Genomic DNA, 16,230 nt, shown 5'->3' with positions numbered 1-16,230 from the left:
GTCCCGTCAGACTTTTTCGACTTCGGGACGGCCGAGCAGGCCGGTCGGCATGAAGATCAGCACGACGATCAGGATCGAGAACGCAGCGACGTCCTTGTACTCGACCGAGAAATAGGCCGACCAGAACGTCTCGATCAGGCCGATCGCAAGACCGCCGAGCATGGCGCCCGGCAGCGAGCCGATGCCGCCGAGCACGGCCGCCGTGAAGGCCTTGATGCCGGCAACGAAGCCCATGAAGAAATCGACCAGGCCGTAATAGAGCAGGTACATCAGCCCGGCGACCGCGGCGAGCGCGGCGCCAATCACGAAGGTCATGGAGATGGTGCGGTCGACGTCGACGCCAAGCAGCGCCGCCATGGTCTGGTCCTGTTCGCAGGCGCGCATGTCGCGCCCGAGCCGGGTGCGCGACACCAGCCAGGTGAACAGCGCCAGCAGCACGATGGTGGTGATGACCACCATGATCTGGATGTTGGAGAGCTGGATGACGAAGCCGTCTGCGCTCTCATGCAGCGTGTAGCCGCCGGTAATGAAGGGCGGGATCGGCTTGACGCGGGCGCCCTGGGCGACCTGCGAATAGTTGGTCAGCACGAACGACATGCCGATCGCCGACAGCATCGGGGCGAGGCGGAAGGAATGGCGCAGCGGCCGATAAGCGATGCGCTCGATGGTCCAGCCATAGAGCGCCGTGATGGCCATCGAGACCAGCAGCACGACGAGCAAGATCACGGGGATCGCGGTCAGGCCGAGCGAGATCAGGATCAGGAAGGTGATCAGGGCGATGAAGCCGCCGATCATGAAGACGTCGCCATGGGCGAAGTTGATCATGCCGACGATGCCGTAGACCATCGTGTAGCCGATCGCGATCAGGCCGTAGATGGAGCCGAGCACGAGGCCGTTGATGAGCTGCTGGGCGAAATAATCCATAGGCTGCCGTTACCAAACCTGACGCGGCTCAAAGGGAGCTCTTGAGAAAGAGTTCTTGGGCCCCGGCAGCCCTTGAGCGTTCTCCTGTTTTGTAACAGGAGGGAACTGGCGCCCGCAACTGGCCAGACCCCCGTCAAGGCGCTTGTACAGAACTCATTTCGTTACGGATGTCAGGTCCCGGTTCCGCACGCACGGGGGAACCGGGTTCCGCTCGGCAACCAAAGCGGCTGCCCGCCGTTATCTCGGTTCTGACGTCCAACAAGGGAGTTTCCCCCAATGACGAAGCAGCAGAACCAGAATCCGGGCCAGCAGACTCAGAACCCCGGCCAGCAGCGCCCAGGTCAGCAGCCGGGGCAGCAGCAGGGCGGCGGGCAGAAACCCGGACAGCAGCAGCAGAATGACCCGATGCGTCGGGGCGATCGGCCCGGACAGCAGGGCGGCCAGCACGATCAGGACAACTAGTTCGGGAGCCCAGGCGTAAGCTAGGGTGAGTAACCAAGTGTGAGTGAGCAGGAGTGAGTGAGGGCCCCGCCGGAAGGCGGAGCCCTCTTTGTTTGGGGCGCCAGCCGTCCGGCCAGTTAAGGTAAACAAAGGGTTTAAATTGCCGCCACAGTCTGATGCGAGTTAGCTCCCCGGCAAGGCCTTCCCATTGAAGGCGCGTGGCAGGCGAAGCGGGAAGCGGCATGTTCAGGAATTGGCGGATCGACTCGGTCAACGGCGCGCTGCTGGCGGCCTATTTCATCCCCGCCTGGACGCTGGTCGCCTTCAACATCATGGTGGCGCCGGTGCACGGCCTCTACGAACGGCCGAGCGTCGCGGTGGCGCTGTTCCTCAGCGACCATCTCCAGATGGCTGGGATGGACACGGTGCGCGCAGCCTGGCTGCTCGCGCTAGGCCGGCTGACAGTCGTGGCGTTCTTCGCGATCTACCTCGCGCTTCTGTCCATTCCCCGAGTCCGCAAGAATGGCGGCACCGACGAGGCGCTCGGAATTGCGCTGGCGATCGGCAGCTTGATCTCGTTTGCCAGCATGGTCATGGCCTCGAAGGTCGGCGAGATGGCCGCGCTCCGGTTGCACGCCACCGAGCTTCTGCTGCTGCTGGGGGCCGCGATCGTGATGGTGATCGAGCGGCCCGCAGCGGCGCCCAAGATCATTCAGACGACCGTCGAGGCCGCCGCGCCGCTAGGTCTTGAGCAGGCCGAGCTCCTGCACAATCGCTGAGGCTTCCTTCACGGCGTGGTTCACGGCCGGCACGCCGCAATAGATCGCCTGCTGGAGCAGGATTTCCTTGATGTCGTCGGGCGTGAAGCCGCCCTCGGCGAGCGCCGCGCGCACATGCAGGCGGAACTCATCCCATTGCCCAAGCGCGACCATGGTGCCGATCACAAGCACCCGCCGCGTGCGTTCGTCGAAATGCGGCCGGGTCCAGATCTCGCCCCAGGCGTAGCGGGTGATCAGGTCCTGGAAATCGGTGTTGAAGGCGTTGCGACCCGCGACCGACTTGTCGACCCAGGCATTGCCCAGCACTTTTCGGCGCACATTCATGCCGGCATCGCGGCGCTTCTGGTCGTCCATTTGTATCCTCGGCTTGGGAACCACTTCCGGCCAATCTAGCCTGCCGCCGTCACGGCCGATAGGTCGGCGAACGGCGCTGCAAGCTATGACCGGATTGCGTCGCCGCGCCAGCTATGCAACCTTTGGGTGATTATTTCCGGCTTTGCAAATTGGCAACGGCTTCGTCGGTGTCCGTTCAAGCAACGGGCAACGGAGGAGGCGATCTGCAAATTCCCCTCATGGCAATAATGATCCGAATTGAGGACGAGCAATGACCTTGTATCGATTGACCGACAGCGAACAGACCAGCTTCCGCTCGGGTCCGGAAATTTTCCCTGGCGTGCAGCTTGGCTATTACATCGACGGGTTGGATCGGGGTTACTGCGCCGTCGTAAGCGGGTTGGTCGCGGTCGTCATCGACGACAGGCTCGATGGGGAGGTCTCCGATTTCTTCGATCGGATCTGGAGACCCTCAAGGACGCGCCCGACTTCAGCCGAGATTCTGCCGCGCTATCAATATTGGTTGGAGAACCTGTTGCCGGCGTCCGGTGGAATCGTGGCAGTGACCACAAACCGGCCTTCCATGTATAGCCTGCTGACAATGGCTTCGGCGCCACCACCGGCTCCGCCGGGGCACCCGACCCTGGTGCCCGGCGCTCCGCTCGGTCGAGGTTCATTGCCCGCTTGGGCGAGCCATTTGCCCTTCACGACCATCACGCAGGATCGTGAGGTATTCTACCGTTGGGAGGCCTTCCCGAGCAGTCTGCGTATCGATCAGACCACGAACACTGTCGCGCCGTGGACTTTCGCTTCGCCGAAATCGGAAGTGCCGTTCATTGACACCGGCTTCTCGGCTGTTGCGCGCGCAGCATTGCCGAGCTTTTTCCCTGCCGTGTTTCGGTGGGAGCTGCAGCCTCAGGTCGGAACGACAATATTGTGCGGTGCCGTGGTTCCCATGTTCACGCAAGCCGGGGGTGGCGTCGAGGTGTGCTTTGACGGTGGCGCAACCAATATCGGGCCGATCGCCAATCAGGTCGTGATACCTCCGCTCTGAGCCCGCCTCACCGTTGCGTCAAGAAGCCCACCACCGCATCGGTGAACGCGTGCGGCTGCTCGACGTTGGAGATGTGGGCGGCGTCGATGATGGTCATACTCGCGCCGGGAATGTTCGCGCGGATCAGCTCGCCCGCCGAGATCGGCGTCGCCATGTCGTGGCGGCCGGCGATCACCAGCGTCGGGCTCTTGATCTTGGGCAGCAGCGCGCGCTGGTCGAGCGTCGACAGCGCCTCGCAGCAGGCGAGATAGCCTTCGACGGGGGAAGCGAGCAGCATCGATTTCATTTTGGCGGTGATGTCAGGCTCGCGCTCGCGGAAATCCTGGGTGAGCCAGCCCGCGATCACGGCATCGGCCACCGCCGCGATGCCGCCCTTCTTCACCGCGTCGATACGTTCGAGCCATTTGGTCGGCTCGGCGTAGTAGCAGGAGGTGTTGGCAAGGATCAGCTTGCCGAAACGCTCCGGCGCATTCGCCCCCAGCCATTGCCCGACCATGCCGCCCATCGACAGGCCGCACCAATGCACCTTCTCGATGTTGAGATCGTCGAGGATTGCCAGCACGTCGCGGCCGAAGCGCTCCATCGTATAGGGGCCGGGCGGCACGTTCGATTTGCCGTGGCCGCGACGGTCGTAGCGGATGACGCGGAAGATCTGCGTCAGCGCCTTCATCTGCGGCTCCCACATCTGAAGCGTGCAGCCGAGCGAATTGGAGAGCATCAAGGTCGGCCCGCCGTCGCGGCCCTCGACGGAGACGTTGATCAGGCAACCGTCGGCATCGATCATGGGCATGCGGTGTCTCCGTTTATTTCCGCTCAGGGCTGCTCTATTCGCGCTCGAGGCTGCCGAGCAGGCGGTCGATCAGGGTCTGGGAAACCCCTTGATAGGCCATCGGCTCGAACAATGCCGCTATTTTCTCCGGCGGCAGATGCGCGGTGACCTGCGAATCGCCTGATAGCACCTCGCGCAGATGCTTCTTCCCGGCGACCGCGCGCTTGCTCGCGGCCTCGACGAGATGATGCGCATCGCTCTTGCCGATCTTTTCCGCCAGCGCGAAGGTGACGGCTTCCGCCATGATCAGCCCGTGGGTCGCATCGAGATTGCTGCGCATGCGCGCGGCGTCGACGTCGAGGCCCTCGGCGATGTCGACGATCGCGGCGAGCGCCCCGGAGGTGACCAGCATCAGTTGCGGCAGTGTCGGCCATTCCGCATGCCAGGGGCCGGCGCTGCGTTCGTGGTCCTGCACCTGGGCTGCCAAAATCGTCGCGGCGAGCTGTGGGGCCATGGTCGCACATCCCAGCGCGCTCGCGGCTGCGACCGGGTTGCGCTTGTGCGGCATGGTCGAGGAGCCGCCGCGGCCTTCGCCGGCGGGCTCGAACGCCTCGGCGACATCGGTCTGCATCATCAGCGAGACGTCGCGCGCGATCTTGCCGCAGCTCCCGGCGAGGATCGCGAAGGCCGATGCGGCTTCGGCGATGCGGTCGCGATGGGTGTGCCACGGCGCGTCCGGCAGCGGCAGGTTGAGCTCCTGCGCCAATCGTTCCGCAACGATGAGCCCTTTGTCGCCGAGGGCCGCGAGCGTGCCCGCCGCGCCGCCGAATTGCAGCGCGAGGCCCTCGCGGGAGAGACGCCGGAGGCGGCAGCGGGCGCGGGCAAGGCTTGCGGCATATTCGGCAGCCTTGAGCCCGAACGGCATCGGCAGCGCATGCTGGAGCCAGGTCCGCGCCACCATGGCGGTGTTGCGGTGGCTGCGGGCCAGTGCCGCAAAACCCTTGATGGCGCGGCTGAGGTCGGCATCGAGTGCATCGATGCCGGCGCGTAGCGCGAGCATGGTCGCGGTGTCGATGACGTCCTGGCTGGTCGCCCCCCAATGCACGTAGCGTCCGGCCTCCGCATCGGCCTTCGCGACATTGGCGGTCAGCGCCTTGACCAGGGCAATCGCAAGATTGCCGGATCGCATCGCGGCCTCGGCCAGGGCGGCGATGTCGAAGGAAGAGGCCTTGCAGGCGGCTTCGATCGGGCCCACGGCGGCCGCGGGAATCACACCGGTGGCGGCTTCGGCGCGCGCCAAAGCTGCCTCAAAATCAAGCATGTTCTGGAGCGTTGACCGGTCGTCGCAGACGGTGCGCATGGCGGCGCTCGACAGCATCGGCGCGAGCAGGGGGGAGAGGGCTGTGCTCATGTTGCGCGGGACCTAACCATCATGGCCCGCCTGTGCCAATCCAAAACCGACGGTGCGAGACTTTTTGCAGTTGCGAATATGCATTGCACGTGACCGGAGGCCGCCCTTTCCTTTGCCGCCTTCGTGCGTTACTTGAGCTGCACTATAGTCGCGCGATCCGAGTTCAAGAGATTCCGGGAGGCACCCCATGGCCATGACAATGAACGGCGAAGTCCAGCTCGCGGCGCCGCGTGAGGCCGTGTGGGCCAAGCTCAACGATCCCGAAGTGCTGAAGGCCTGCATCCCCGGCTGCGAGGAGCTGGAGAGGACCGAGGACGGCGGCTTTCGCGCGACCGCGAAAATGAAGGTCGGCCCGGTGTCGGCGCGCTTCAAGGGCAAGGTGACGCTCTCCGATCTCGACCCGCCGAACGGCTACAAGATCTCCGGCGAAGGCGAGGGCGGGGTGGCCGGCTTCGCCAAGGGCGGCGCCGTGGTCAAGCTCGCGGAGAAGGACGGCGGCACGCTGCTCTCCTACGACGTCGAGGCGCAGATCGGCGGCAAGTTGGCGCAGCTCGGACAGCGCCTCATCAACGGCACCGCCAAGAAGCTGGCCGACGAGTTTTTCGCGAACTTCGCCAAAGCTGTACAAGGATGACGGTACAGGGTTGAAGGCTATCGCCTTTCGGCATGGCGCCTTGCGTCCGGGGTGATGTTGCCCCGGGGCATAATGGCCCATATGATGGGTTGGAATAATTATAAGAACCGCTTCGACGGGACCCGTCGGGGCGCTGATAGAGAGTGCTTATGGCAAAAATCTCCCTCATCGTGAACGGCAATCCTGTGACGGCCAATGTCGACCCCCGCACGCTTCTGGTGCAGTTCCTGCGCGAGAATCTGCGCCTGACCGGGACCCATGTCGGCTGTGATACCTCGCAGTGCGGCGCCTGCGTCGTGCATCTCGACGGCAAGGCCGTGAAGTCCTGCACCACGCTTGCCGTGATGGCCGACGGCCACGAGGTCAAGACGATCGAGGGCCTGGCCGCCGACGGCGCGCCGCTGCATCCGATGCAGGAGGCCTTCCGCGAGCACCATGGCCTGCAGTGCGGCTTCTGCACGCCCGGCATGATCATGACTGCGATCGACATCGTCCATCGCAAGGGCAACGAGCTCGACGACCATACGATCCGGGAAGAACTAGAGGGCAATCTCTGCCGCTGCACCGGCTACCAGAACATCGTCGCCTCGATCTCCGCCGGCGCCAAGGCGATGGCGAAATCCGATCTCGCCTAAACCGCGCGCGCATTCTGCGATCAGGACATTCAGATGTACGAATTCAAATATCATCGCCCCGGGACCGTGCGGCAGGCCGCCAACCTCCTGGTGAAGAACGAAGACGCCAAGCTCGTCGCCGGCGGCCACACGCTGATTCCCGTCATGAAGCAGCGCCTCGCGAGCCCCCCGCATCTGGTCGACCTCTCCCATATCGAGGGGCTCAACACGATCGAGATGAAGGGCCGCTCGCTGGTGATCGGTGCCACCGCCAAGCACGCCGAAGTCGCGACCTCCGCCATCGTCGGCGAGGCGATCCCGGCGCTGGCGAGCCTTGCCGGCGGGATCGGCGATCCCGCGGTGCGCCACAAGGGCACGATCGGCGGCTCGCTCGCCAACAACGATCCGACCGCTGACTATCCGGCCGCGGTGCTGGCACTCGGCGCGACCATCGTCACCAACAAGCGCCGCCTCAAGGCGGAGGAGTATTTTCAGGGGCTGTTCACGACGGCGCTCGAGGCCGACGAGATCATCACCAAGGTGATGTTCCCGCTGCCGAAGAAAGCCGCCTATATCAAATTCCGCAACCAGGCTTCGCGTTATGCGCTGGTCGGCGTGTTCGTGGCGCGGCGTCCGTCGGACGTGCGCGTTGCCGTCACCGGCGCCGGCTCCGAAGGCGTGTTCCGCGTCACCGCGTTCGAGGAAGCCCTGAAGAAGCGCTTCGCCGCGAAAGCGCTCGACGGCATCGAGGTGCCGGCGGACGGCCTCAACAGCGACATTCACGGCAGCGCCGAATACCGTGCGCACCTCATCGGGGTGCTGGCGCGGCGTGCCGTCGATGCCGCCAACGCCAAGGAATGAGTGGGCCGGATCAACTGGCCCGACACTTGCCCCCGGTGAGGGCTTAGCGAGACTGGCTCTTTCATGACTCTCACGGCCCTGCCGGCATCGGTCGATGCGATGCTCGAACTTCTGACGTCGCGCGGCTATCTGGCCGAGCGGTCGCTTGCGACGGTGACCTATCTGTCGCTGCGCATGGGACGGCCGCTGTTTCTGGAAGGCGAGGCCGGCGTCGGCAAGACCGAGATCGCAAAAGTGCTGTCGGCGGCGTTGGGGCGAAAGCTGATCCGCCTGCAATGCTACGAAGGCCTCGACGTCTCCTCCGCGGTCTATGAGTGGAACAGCGCCGCGCAGATGATCGCGATCCGCATGGCGGAAGCCGCCGGCGACACCGATCGCGATCAGCTGTCGAGCGACATCTTCGCGGACCGCTACATGATCAAGCGGCCGCTGCTCCAGGCGCTCGAGCCCGACGTCGCCGGCCCGCCGGTCCTGCTGATCGACGAGCTCGATCGCGCCGACGAGGCGTTCGAGGCGTATCTCCTGGAAATCCTCAGCGACTTCCAGGTGACGATCCCCGAATTCGGCACCGTGAAGGCGCCGCATCCGCCGATCGTCATCATCACCTCCAACCGCACCCGCGAGATCCACGATGCGCTGAAGCGGCGCTGTCTCTATCACTGGGTCGACTATCCCGCAGCCGAGCGTGAGCTTGCGATCGTCAAGACGCGCGTGCCCGGCATCTCCGCAAAGCTGTCGCAACAGGTGGTGCGTTTCGTGCAGGCGCTGCGCAACCAGGATTTCTACAAGTCGCCGGGTGTCGCCGAGACCATCGACTGGGCCACGGCGCTGTCCGAACTCGACGCCCGTTCGCTGACCCCGCAAGTGGTCGGCGACACGCTGGGCGCGCTGCTCAAGTACCAGGACGACATCACCCGGATGCAGGGCGATACCTTGCAGAAGGTGCTGAAGGAAGCGACGAGCGAAAATTGACGCGCGTGCGTCCCGACTGAGCTCGTCATCCGGCGCGCCGCGACGAGATGACGAGTGAGAGTGCTGATCCATGGCCATCAATCACTTGGCGCCTGAGCAGACCGAGCAGTTCGCCGACAACATCGTCGGCTTCGCCCGCGCACTGCGCTCTGCCGGCATGCCGGTGGGCCCAGGCGCCGTCATCGATGCCATGAGCGCGCTGCAGGTGATCGACATCGGCAACCGCGCCGACGTCTTCACCACGCTGGAGGCGATCTTCGTCAAGCGCCATGAGCATGCGCTGATCTTCAAGCAGGCCTTCAACCTGTTCTTCCGTGCCTCGGAAGAGTGGAAGCACATGCTGGATTCGGTGCCGCTGCCGGAGCAGGCCAAGAAGAAGCCGCAGGCTGGCTCCCGCCGCGTCCAGGAGGCGATGTCGCAGCCGCGCATGACGGAGACGCCGCAGCACCAGGAGCAGGATCTGCGCCTGTCGGTCTCCGACAAGGAGATCCTTCAGAAGAAGGATTTCGCGCAGATGAGCGCGGCCGAGATCGCCGAGGCGCTCCGCGCCGTCGAGCGGATGCGGCTGCCGCAGGCCGAACTGCTGACGCGCCGGCACCGGCCGGATTCCCGCGGGCTTCGCCTCGATTTGCGCCGCACGCTGCGTGCGTCCTTGCGCACCGGCGGCGACATCATCGACATCCATCGCCTGGGGCGGATCGAGAAGCCGGCGCCGATCGTGGCGCTGCTCGACATCTCGGGCTCGATGAGCGAGTACACCCGCCTGTTCCTGCACTTCCTGCATGCCATCGGCGATGCGCGCAAGCGCGTCTCGGTGTTCCTGTTCGGCACCCGCCTCACCAACGTCACCCGCGCCCTGCGCCAGCGCGATCCTGACGAGGCGCTGGCGAGCTGCTCGGCCTCGGTCGAGGATTGGGCCGGCGGCACCCGGATCTCGGCCTCACTGCACAACTTCAACAAATTGTGGGCGCGGCGCGTGCTGAGCCAGGGCGCGATCGTGCTCTTGATCTCCGACGGGCTGGAGCGGGAGGCCGATTCCAAGCTTGCTTTCGAGATGGACCGGCTGCACCGGTCCTGCCGGCGGCTGATCTGGCTCAATCCGCTGCTGCGGTTCGGTGGCTTCGAGGCCAAGGCCCAAGGCATCAAAATGATGCTCCCGCACGTTGACGAATTCCGCCCGGTACATAATTTGAGTTCGATCCAGGAGCTGATCACGACGCTCTCCCGGCCACTGCCGCCGCATCACCGCAGCCTGATCCGTTCCGCAGCTTGAGAGGCACCCCATGCTCGATCGCGACGAGGACATTCTGAAGGCGGCGGAGGACTGGCAGAAGGCCGGCCGTGGCGTCGCGCTGGCGACCGTTGTCGAGACCTGGGGCTCGGCGCCGCGCCCGGCGGGCTCGAGCCTTGTGATCAACGACCAGGGCACGTTCCTGGGGTCAGTTTCCGGCGGCTGCGTCGAGGGCGCCGTGGTCACCGAGGCCATGGACGTGATCGAGAGCGGCAAGCCCAAGATGCTGGAGTTCGGCGTCGCCGACGAGACGGCCTGGAACGTCGGGCTGTCCTGCGGCGGCACCATCCGCGTCTTCGTCGAGAAGGTCGGCTAGCCGTGAAGCTCGCAATCCTGCACGAACTCAATGCCGAGCGCGCCGCGCGCCGGCCGGCGATCCTGGTGACCGACACCGAGAATGGCGAGCAGCGCCTGGTGAAGGCTACGGATTTCGCCAAGGATCCGCTGCGCGCCGAGCTGGAGAAACAGCTTCGCATGGGCAAGAGCGCCAATGTCGAGGTCGGCGGCAAGAAACTGTTCCTCAACGTCTACGCGCCGACCGCAAAGCTCGTCATCGTCGGTGCGGTCCACATCAGCCAGGCGCTGGCGCCGCTGGCGCGCTCGCTCGGTTACGACGTGACTGTCGTCGATCCCCGCACGGCCTTTGCGAGTCCCGAGCGCTTCCCCGACATTCCGCTCGTTGCCGAATGGCCCGACACCGCGCTGCCGCCGCTCAATGTCGATGCCTACACCGCCTTCGTCGCGGTGACGCACGATCCCAAGATCGACGATCCCGCGCTGCTGCACGCCTTCGAGCGCAATTGCTTCTATATCGGCGCGCTCGGCTCGCGGAAGACCCACGCCAAGCGTGGCGACCGGCTGCGGGCGCAGGGCGCGAAGGATACCGACATCGCGCGCGTCCACGCGCCCATTGGGCTTGCGATCGGCGCCGTCTCGCCGTCGGAGATCGCGGTGTCGATCATGGCCGAGATCACGGCGGTGCTCCGGCTGCCACCCAAAGAAAAAGAAGAAGCGGCATGAAATTCGGCCCGGCGAGCCCCAGGGATGCGATCGGCGGGGTGACCGTCCACACCCTGCGCCAGGGACCGCTGGTGCTGAAGAAGGGCACGACGATTGGCCCTGCCGAGGTCGAGGCGCTGGAGCGTGCCGGCATCAAGGACGTCGTGGTGGTGCGGATGGAGGAGGGCGACGTCTCCGAGGACGTTGCGGCCGCCAGCATCGCGCTCGCCGTCGGCGGCGAGGGCATCCATGTCGAGCGCGCCTTCACCGGCCGCGCCAATCTGTTCGCCGCGCGCCCGGGCGTGCTGGTGATCGACCGCGCCGCGGTGGACCGCATCAACAAGATCGACGAGGCCATCACGTTTGCGACGCTCACCGCCTACAAGCCGGTGGTCGAAGGCGAGATGGTCGGCACCGTCAAGATCATCCCGTTCGGCGTCGATGGCGCCTTGCGCGATGCCGCGGTGACGGCGGCGGGCAAGGACGTGCTGAAGATCGCGCCCTATGTGATCAAGCGCGTCGGCGTGGTCTCGACGCTGCTGCCGGGACTGTCCTCCAAGGTGATCGACAAGACGCTGCGCGTCACGGCCGAGCGCCTGGCGCCGGCCGGTGCCAGCATCATCGCCGAGCGGCGGGTCCAGCACGACGAACACGCATTGTCGGCCGCGATCAAGGAATTGCTCGGACTTGGTGCCGAGCTCGTCATCGTGTTCGGGGCATCCGCGATCGCCGACCGCCGCGACGTGATCCCGGCGGCCGTCACGGGGATCGGCGGCGAGATCGAGCATTTCGGCATGCCGGTCGATCCCGGCAATCTGCTGCTGATCGCCCGCGCCGGCGGCGTGCCGGTGCTGGGCGCGCCGGGCTGCGCGCGCTCACCGGTCGAGAACGGGTTTGACTGGGTGCTGATGCGGCTCCTCGCCGGCATCAAGGTGACGCGCGCCGAGCTGATGGGCATGGGCGTCGGTGGCCTCCTGATGGAGATCGTGACGCGCCCGCAGCCGCGCGCGAGGCCAGAGATCGAGGGCAACAGCCGGGTCGCGGCCATCGTGCTCGCGGCGGGCCGTTCGACCCGCATGGGCGGACCGAACAAGCTGCTCGCCGAGCTCGACGGCAAGAAGCTGGTGCGGATCGCAACCGAGCAGGCGCTGGCCTCGAAGGCGTCCGAGGTGATCGTCGTCACCGGCCACCAGACCGAGCTGGTCGAGCAGGCGCTGCAAGGATTGACGGTGAAATTCGCCAGGAATCCGGATTTCGCCGGCGGCATCGCGAGCTCGGTCAAATCAGGCATTGCGGCTGTGCCTGAAGCCTGCGACGGCGCCGTGGTCTGCCTCGGCGACATGCCGCTGATCGATGCCAGCCTGATCGACCGTCTCATCGACGGCTTTGCGCCGGACCGTGGCAACCTCATCGTCGTGCCCGTCAGCGAGGGCCGCCGCGGCAATCCCGTGCTGTGGTCGCGCCGTTTCTTCAAGGAATTGATGACGCTCGACGGCGATGTCGGTGCGCGGCATTTGATCGCCAAGCACACCGAAGCGGTCGCCGAAGTGCCCGTCGACGGCGAAAGCGCGTTCCTCGACATCGACACGCCGCAGGCGCTGGAAGCGGCAAGACGCGGGTGACGCTGCCGTAGGGTGGGCAAGGGCGCGCAGCGCCGTGCCCACCGTCTCTCCATGCAATGATCTGCAATTGGTGGGCACGCTTCGCTTTGCCCACCCTACGGCATCTCCCGTTCGTCCGATTTCAACCACCCGTTCACCATCTGGAAACGTCCCGCCCCTACAGTCGCCTCCACCTGCCTTGGGGGGAGGGGTTTTTCCATGGCTTCGAATGTCGTCGCGCGCCGTTGCGCGATGTTTTTCTTTGCGTTGTCCGTTTGTGTCGCCGGCGCTCGCCACATCACGGATGCACATGCTGCCGGCGCTATCGCGGTCGGCAAGTGCGGCGCCTATGGCCAGGCTTTCGACTACGGCGCCGAGCACGAGGCCCGCGCCGCGGCGCAGAAGCAGTGCAAGGGCGACTGCACCACGGTGACGATGAAGCGTGCCTGCGCCGCGATGTCGGTCGATCTGTCCAACCCATGCGGCGCCTATGGCTATGCCGTGAAGCCGAAGATTTCGGCCTCGCTCAACGCTGCCACGCGCGAATGCTACAAATACGGCGGCAAGGAATGCGTGATCCGCGCCTGGGCCTGCGACGCGAAGGGCTAATTCCTCTTGCTGTCATTCCGGGAGCGATGCAACGGTACCGCGCGGTGCGGACCTGAGCATCGCGAGGAATGACATCCGAGGAAACGCATGCAATTCGACACCAAGATCGCCGTGGTGATCCGCACCGATCTTCAGGCCTGGCAGAAGCTCAACGTTGCGGCCTTTCTCACCAGCGGCATCGCCGCTGCGTTTCCCGAATGCATTGGCGATCCCTATGAGGACGCCTCTGGCACGCAATATCTCTCGCTGATCGGCCAGCCGATCCTGATCTATGGTGCCGATGGTCCGGCGCTGACGCGCGCACTCGACCGTGCGCTGACCCGCAACGTGAAACCGGCGGTCTATACCGAGGAAATGTTCAAGACGACGCATGACGCCGCCAATCGTGAGGCGGTGAGGGCGGTGGCGCGTGCTGACCTCAACCTCGTCGGGATTGCGATGCGCGCCGAGCGCAAGGTGATCGACAAGATCGTTGACGGCCTCAAGTTCCACGGCTGACGCGTCTGCGCGCCTGGCGCCACGTCGTCATCGCAATGTCACGATCGCGCGAGCGCTGCGCAAACATTGTGCGGTTTGATTCCAATCAAGGGTGCTCGGCGCGGCCTCGCTAGTCTGCCTTCCGTAATACAAAGGAGCAGACCGATGCCGACCATGAAAGCCGCGATCGTCAAACAATTCGGCAAGCCGCTGGTGATCGAGGACGTGGCCGTGCCGCAGCCCGGTCCAGGCGAGGTTCTGGTCAAGGTGAAGGCCTGCGGCGTCTGCCACACCGATCTGCACGCGGCCTCCGGCGACTGGCCCGTCAAGCCGGTTCCGCCCTTCATCCCGGGCCATGAGGTCGCCGGCATTGTCGCCGCGCTCGGATCCGGTGTGAAAAATCTGAAAGTGGGCGATGCCGTCGGCGTCGCCTGGCTGCACGACGCCTGCATGTCCTGCGAATATTGCGAGACCGGCTGGGAGACGCTGTGCGAGCACCAGCACAACACCGGCTACAGCGTGAACGGCGGCTTCGCCGAATATGTCATCGCCTCGGCCGCCTTCGCCGCCAAGCTGCCGGCAACGGTCGATTTTGCGGGCATCGCGCCGATCCTGTGCGCGGGCGTGACCACCTACAAGGGCTTGAAGGAGACGGAGGCAAAGCCCGGCGAGTGGGTCGTGATCTCAGGCGTCGGCGGGCTCGGCCATGTCGCGATCCAGTATGCCAAGGCGATGGGCCTCAAGGTCGCGGCTGTCGATATCGCGGACGACAAGCTCAAGCTCGCACGCGAGACCGGCGCCGACCTCGCCGTCAACGTGCTCGCGGCCGATGCCGTGGACAAGGTGTTGGCGGCGACCGGCGGCGGAGCGCACGGCGTGCTGGTCACGGCGGTCTCGACCGCGGCGTTTGCTCAGGCGCTCAAAATGGTGCGGCGGAAGGGCACCGTCAGCCTCGTCGGCCTGCCGCCGGGCGAATTCCCGACGCCGATCTTCGACGTCGTGCTCAAGCGCATCACCGTGCGCGGCTCCATCGTCGGCACCCGCAGGGATCTCGACGAAGCCATCGCATTCGCCGCCGACGGCAAGGTCAAGGCCGAGGTGACGAAGGTGCCGCTCGCGCAAATCAACGACGTCTTCGACCGGATGAAGGCCGGCAAGATCGACGGCCGCATGGTGCTGGACTTTGGCTAGCGCGTCACGAAGGCGGCATGCCCGCGAATTTCGGCAAGCTTGGATCGAGGCGATCCCACTCATGTCCGCGCGCGGCGTAGGTGACCACTTGCGGCTTGTAGCGGGCGGGCTCGTCGAGGCTTGCGGCGCGGATGGTGAAGATGTCGGGCATCGCCGCGAAGGTCAGGTAAACCGGCAAGCCGCACTGCGCGCAGAAGCCGCGCGTCTTCACGTTGCCGCTATCGCCGACCATGTCCCAGTGTTTTGCGTCGCCCGTCACGGTGACGCCGGCGCGTGCGAATGTCATGTAAGAGCCATGGCCGCTGCCGCTTTCCCGCTGGCAGTCCCGGCACTGGCAGTGGTTGCTGAACAGGGGCTCACTGGCAATCGAATAGCGGATCGCGCCGCAGGCGCAGCCGCCGGTATAGGGCTTGTCCATCGCGATAACTCCTCAGCTGTCTTCGCCGCTGATTTCGTCGAGCTGGCGGACCACCTTTTTCCAGCCGCCGCTCATGACCGTGTAGGCCGACTCGTTTCTGGGCAGGACGAAGCCCGCATGAACGAGCTGGATCCGCGTGCCGGCTTCGACCGGGGTGAGGGACCACGTCACGATCGTGTCGAGCGGCGCGCCGTAGCCGGTGTTGCGCTGGTCTCCGCCCTTCCAGGCGTAGACGAGGCGCCTGTTGGCCACGACCTCGAGAATCCGGCAATGGATCACGCCGTCCCAGTTGCCACCCGGTTTGGTCTGGAACGTGAAGTCCTTGCCTTCGACGGCTTCGAAGCCGGTCGGCTGCATCAGCCAGCGCGCGATCAACTGCGCGCTGGTCAGTGCCTTCCAGATCGTCTCGGCGGTGTGAGGGAAGACCTCGTCGATGACGATGGCCTTTGTTTCAGCGTTCAACGCGGCAGCACTCACGGATCGATCTCCTTCAAGAGGTCACGCAGGTTCTGGAAGCGCTCGCGCCAGAAGACGCCGTAATGATCCATCCAGCTCACCAGCGGCTCGAGTCCTTCAGGCGCGGCGCGGTAATAGACGTTGCGGCCCTCGGCGCGCTCGGCGACGAGGCCGGCCTGCTTGAGGGATTTCAGGTGCTGCGAGATAGCGCCCTGGGTGACACCGCTGCCGCGGGTCAGCTCAGCGACGCTGATCTCCTTGCTCTCGAACACGCGCTCGAACACGGCGCGGCGGGTCGGATCGGCGAGGGCGCGCATCACGGTGGTGACGGGGTTTGGGGCAGCTTCGATCATATTGATAAATTAGCGGCGACTAATGCATTAGTCAATACTAATT

21 protein-coding genes are annotated in these 16,230 nt (G+C 65.2%); 14 read left to right on the top strand and 7 right to left on the bottom strand.

Annotated features, from left to right (window positions below; all coding sequences use genetic code 11):
- Positions 1-6: 6 nt before the first annotated feature.
- Positions 7-924, bottom strand: coding sequence for an ABC transporter permease subunit (locus AC1RUR_RS26495; RefSeq protein ID WP_492849463.1), 918 nt, complete (start codon positions 922-924; stop codon positions 7-9).
- Positions 925-1,200: 276 nt separating this feature from the next.
- Here AC1RUR_RS26495 and AC1RUR_RS26490 point away from each other — a divergent pair, with 276 nt between their 5' ends.
- Positions 1,201-1,386, top strand: coding sequence for a hypothetical protein (locus AC1RUR_RS26490; RefSeq protein ID WP_492849461.1), 186 nt, complete (start codon positions 1,201-1,203; stop codon positions 1,384-1,386).
- Between the two features lie 221 nt (positions 1,387-1,607).
- Positions 1,608-2,144, top strand: a complete 537-nt coding sequence (locus AC1RUR_RS26485) for a hypothetical protein (RefSeq protein ID WP_492849459.1) — start codon at positions 1,608-1,610, stop codon at positions 2,142-2,144.
- Here the strand turns inward: AC1RUR_RS26485 and AC1RUR_RS26480 are convergent.
- Entirely contained in the window at positions 2,106-2,498 is a 393-nt protein-coding gene (locus AC1RUR_RS26480) for a carboxymuconolactone decarboxylase family protein (protein ID WP_492849457.1), read from the bottom strand. The genes AC1RUR_RS26485 and AC1RUR_RS26480 overlap by 39 nt on opposite strands.
- A 250-nt stretch (positions 2,499-2,748) precedes the next feature.
- Here AC1RUR_RS26480 and AC1RUR_RS26475 point away from each other — a divergent pair, with 250 nt between their 5' ends.
- Entirely contained in the window at positions 2,749-3,531 is a 783-nt protein-coding gene (locus tag AC1RUR_RS26475; protein WP_492849455.1) for a hypothetical protein, read from the top strand.
- Positions 3,532-3,538: 7 nt separating this feature from the next.
- On the opposite strand, the gene pcaD is transcribed toward AC1RUR_RS26475, so the two are convergent.
- Complete coding sequence (pcaD, locus tag AC1RUR_RS26470; RefSeq protein WP_492849453.1) at positions 3,539-4,321, bottom strand: 3-oxoadipate enol-lactonase; 783 nt, start codon at positions 4,319-4,321, stop codon at positions 3,539-3,541.
- A 34-nt stretch (positions 4,322-4,355) separates the two neighbouring features.
- Complete coding sequence (locus tag AC1RUR_RS26465) at positions 4,356-5,711, bottom strand: 3-carboxy-cis,cis-muconate cycloisomerase (protein WP_492849451.1); 1,356 nt, start codon at positions 5,709-5,711, stop codon at positions 4,356-4,358.
- 187 nt (positions 5,712-5,898) lie between these two features.
- On the opposite strand from AC1RUR_RS26465, the gene AC1RUR_RS26460 reads away from it, so the two are divergent.
- The 11 genes from AC1RUR_RS26460 to adhP all read left to right on the top strand — a co-directional run bounded on the left by AC1RUR_RS26460 (position 5,899) and on the right by adhP (position 14,960).
- A complete protein-coding gene (locus tag AC1RUR_RS26460) occupies positions 5,899-6,345 on the top strand; it encodes an SRPBCC family protein (RefSeq protein WP_492849449.1) in 447 nt (148 codons plus the stop codon).
- Positions 6,346-6,494: 149 nt separating this feature from the next.
- Positions 6,495-6,980, top strand: a complete 486-nt coding sequence (locus AC1RUR_RS26455) for a (2Fe-2S)-binding protein (protein ID WP_008137528.1) — start codon at positions 6,495-6,497, stop codon at positions 6,978-6,980.
- A gap of 33 nt (positions 6,981-7,013) precedes the next feature.
- A complete protein-coding gene (locus AC1RUR_RS26450) occupies positions 7,014-7,820 on the top strand; it encodes an FAD binding domain-containing protein (RefSeq protein WP_492849447.1) in 807 nt (268 codons plus the stop codon).
- A gap of 63 nt (positions 7,821-7,883) precedes the next feature.
- Positions 7,884-8,792 (top strand): AAA family ATPase, encoded by a 909-nt coding sequence (locus AC1RUR_RS26445; protein ID WP_492849445.1) that lies wholly within the window; start codon positions 7,884-7,886, stop codon positions 8,790-8,792.
- A 70-nt stretch (positions 8,793-8,862) separates the two neighbouring features.
- Complete coding sequence (locus AC1RUR_RS26440) at positions 8,863-10,065, top strand: vWA domain-containing protein (protein WP_492849443.1); 1,203 nt, start codon at positions 8,863-8,865, stop codon at positions 10,063-10,065.
- A 10-nt stretch (positions 10,066-10,075) separates the two neighbouring features.
- Positions 10,076-10,399 carry an XdhC family protein gene (locus AC1RUR_RS26435; RefSeq protein ID WP_008137521.1) on the top strand — a complete coding sequence of 108 codons (324 nt, stop codon included), beginning with the start codon at positions 10,076-10,078 and terminating at the stop codon, positions 10,397-10,399.
- A 2-nt stretch (positions 10,400-10,401) separates the two neighbouring features.
- Entirely contained in the window at positions 10,402-11,103 is a 702-nt protein-coding gene (locus tag AC1RUR_RS26430) for an XdhC family protein (protein ID WP_492849441.1), read from the top strand.
- Positions 11,100-12,704, top strand: coding sequence for an NTP transferase domain-containing protein (locus AC1RUR_RS26425; RefSeq protein ID WP_492849439.1), 1,605 nt, complete (start codon positions 11,100-11,102; stop codon positions 12,702-12,704). Before AC1RUR_RS26430 ends, AC1RUR_RS26425 begins: the two co-directional genes overlap by 4 nt.
- A 198-nt stretch (positions 12,705-12,902) precedes the next feature.
- Entirely contained in the window at positions 12,903-13,292 is a 390-nt protein-coding gene (locus AC1RUR_RS26420) for a DUF4189 domain-containing protein (protein WP_492849437.1), read from the top strand.
- Between the two features lie 87 nt (positions 13,293-13,379).
- Positions 13,380-13,790: a DUF2000 family protein gene (locus tag AC1RUR_RS26415; RefSeq protein ID WP_492849435.1), complete on the top strand. Its 411-nt coding sequence runs from the start codon at positions 13,380-13,382 to the stop codon at positions 13,788-13,790.
- 144 nt (positions 13,791-13,934) lie between these two features.
- The gene (adhP, locus tag AC1RUR_RS26410; RefSeq protein ID WP_492849433.1) at positions 13,935-14,960 is read left to right on the top strand and encodes an alcohol dehydrogenase AdhP; all 1,026 of its coding nucleotides are present in this window, start codon (positions 13,935-13,937) and stop codon (positions 14,958-14,960) included.
- Between the two features lie 4 nt (positions 14,961-14,964).
- On the opposite strand, the gene AC1RUR_RS26405 is transcribed toward adhP, so the two are convergent.
- The 3 genes from AC1RUR_RS26405 to AC1RUR_RS26395 are packed head-to-tail and all read right to left on the bottom strand — an operon-like array spanning position 14,965 to position 16,187.
- A complete protein-coding gene (locus AC1RUR_RS26405; protein ID WP_492822505.1) occupies positions 14,965-15,378 on the bottom strand; it encodes a GFA family protein in 414 nt (137 codons plus the stop codon).
- Positions 15,379-15,390: 12 nt separating this feature from the next.
- Positions 15,391-15,855: an SRPBCC family protein gene (locus AC1RUR_RS26400; RefSeq protein ID WP_492849431.1), complete on the bottom strand. Its 465-nt coding sequence runs from the start codon at positions 15,853-15,855 to the stop codon at positions 15,391-15,393.
- Positions 15,852-16,187, bottom strand: coding sequence for an ArsR/SmtB family transcription factor (locus tag AC1RUR_RS26395; protein WP_492849429.1), 336 nt, complete (start codon positions 16,185-16,187; stop codon positions 15,852-15,854). Before AC1RUR_RS26395 ends, AC1RUR_RS26400 begins: the two co-directional genes overlap by 4 nt.
- Between the last annotated feature and the right edge of the window lie 43 nt (positions 16,188-16,230).

The sequence above is a fragment of the Bradyrhizobium sp. GW821-FHT12B03 genome, assembly GCF_058807535.1.
Note: the sequence above shows the minus strand (reverse complement) of the source record. Positions and strands in the feature narration are given on the sequence as shown.

What these genes read in the sequence shown, in the direction of transcription:
- AC1RUR_RS26495 (WP_492849463.1), bottom strand. Translation starts at nt 924, where the DNA reads ATGGATTATTTCGCCCAGCAGCTCATCAACGGCCTCGTGCTCGGCTCC.
- AC1RUR_RS26490 (WP_492849461.1), top strand. Translation starts at nt 1,201, where the DNA reads ATGACGAAGCAGCAGAACCAGAATCCGGGCCAGCAGACTCAGAACCCC.
- AC1RUR_RS26485 (WP_492849459.1), top strand. Translation starts at nt 1,608, where the DNA reads ATGTTCAGGAATTGGCGGATCGACTCGGTCAACGGCGCGCTGCTGGCG.
- AC1RUR_RS26480 (WP_492849457.1), bottom strand. Translation starts at nt 2,498, where the DNA reads ATGGACGACCAGAAGCGCCGCGATGCCGGCATGAATGTGCGCCGAAAA.
- AC1RUR_RS26475 (WP_492849455.1), top strand. Translation starts at nt 2,749, where the DNA reads ATGACCTTGTATCGATTGACCGACAGCGAACAGACCAGCTTCCGCTCG.
- pcaD (WP_492849453.1), bottom strand. Translation starts at nt 4,321, where the DNA reads ATGCCCATGATCGATGCCGACGGTTGCCTGATCAACGTCTCCGTCGAG.
- AC1RUR_RS26465 (WP_492849451.1), bottom strand. Translation starts at nt 5,711, where the DNA reads ATGAGCACAGCCCTCTCCCCCCTGCTCGCGCCGATGCTGTCGAGCGCC.
- AC1RUR_RS26460 (WP_492849449.1), top strand. Translation starts at nt 5,899, where the DNA reads ATGGCCATGACAATGAACGGCGAAGTCCAGCTCGCGGCGCCGCGTGAG.
- AC1RUR_RS26455 (WP_008137528.1), top strand. Translation starts at nt 6,495, where the DNA reads ATGGCAAAAATCTCCCTCATCGTGAACGGCAATCCTGTGACGGCCAAT.
- AC1RUR_RS26450 (WP_492849447.1), top strand. Translation starts at nt 7,014, where the DNA reads ATGTACGAATTCAAATATCATCGCCCCGGGACCGTGCGGCAGGCCGCC.
- AC1RUR_RS26445 (WP_492849445.1), top strand. Translation starts at nt 7,884, where the DNA reads ATGACTCTCACGGCCCTGCCGGCATCGGTCGATGCGATGCTCGAACTT.
- AC1RUR_RS26440 (WP_492849443.1), top strand. Translation starts at nt 8,863, where the DNA reads ATGGCCATCAATCACTTGGCGCCTGAGCAGACCGAGCAGTTCGCCGAC.
- AC1RUR_RS26435 (WP_008137521.1), top strand. Translation starts at nt 10,076, where the DNA reads ATGCTCGATCGCGACGAGGACATTCTGAAGGCGGCGGAGGACTGGCAG.
- AC1RUR_RS26425 (WP_492849439.1), top strand. Translation starts at nt 11,100, where the DNA reads ATGAAATTCGGCCCGGCGAGCCCCAGGGATGCGATCGGCGGGGTGACC.
- AC1RUR_RS26420 (WP_492849437.1), top strand. Translation starts at nt 12,903, where the DNA reads ATGGCTTCGAATGTCGTCGCGCGCCGTTGCGCGATGTTTTTCTTTGCG.
- AC1RUR_RS26415 (WP_492849435.1), top strand. Translation starts at nt 13,380, where the DNA reads ATGCAATTCGACACCAAGATCGCCGTGGTGATCCGCACCGATCTTCAG.
- adhP (WP_492849433.1), top strand. Translation starts at nt 13,935, where the DNA reads ATGCCGACCATGAAAGCCGCGATCGTCAAACAATTCGGCAAGCCGCTG.
- AC1RUR_RS26405 (WP_492822505.1), bottom strand. Translation starts at nt 15,378, where the DNA reads ATGGACAAGCCCTATACCGGCGGCTGCGCCTGCGGCGCGATCCGCTAT.
- AC1RUR_RS26395 (WP_492849429.1), bottom strand. Translation starts at nt 16,187, where the DNA reads ATGATCGAAGCTGCCCCAAACCCCGTCACCACCGTGATGCGCGCCCTC.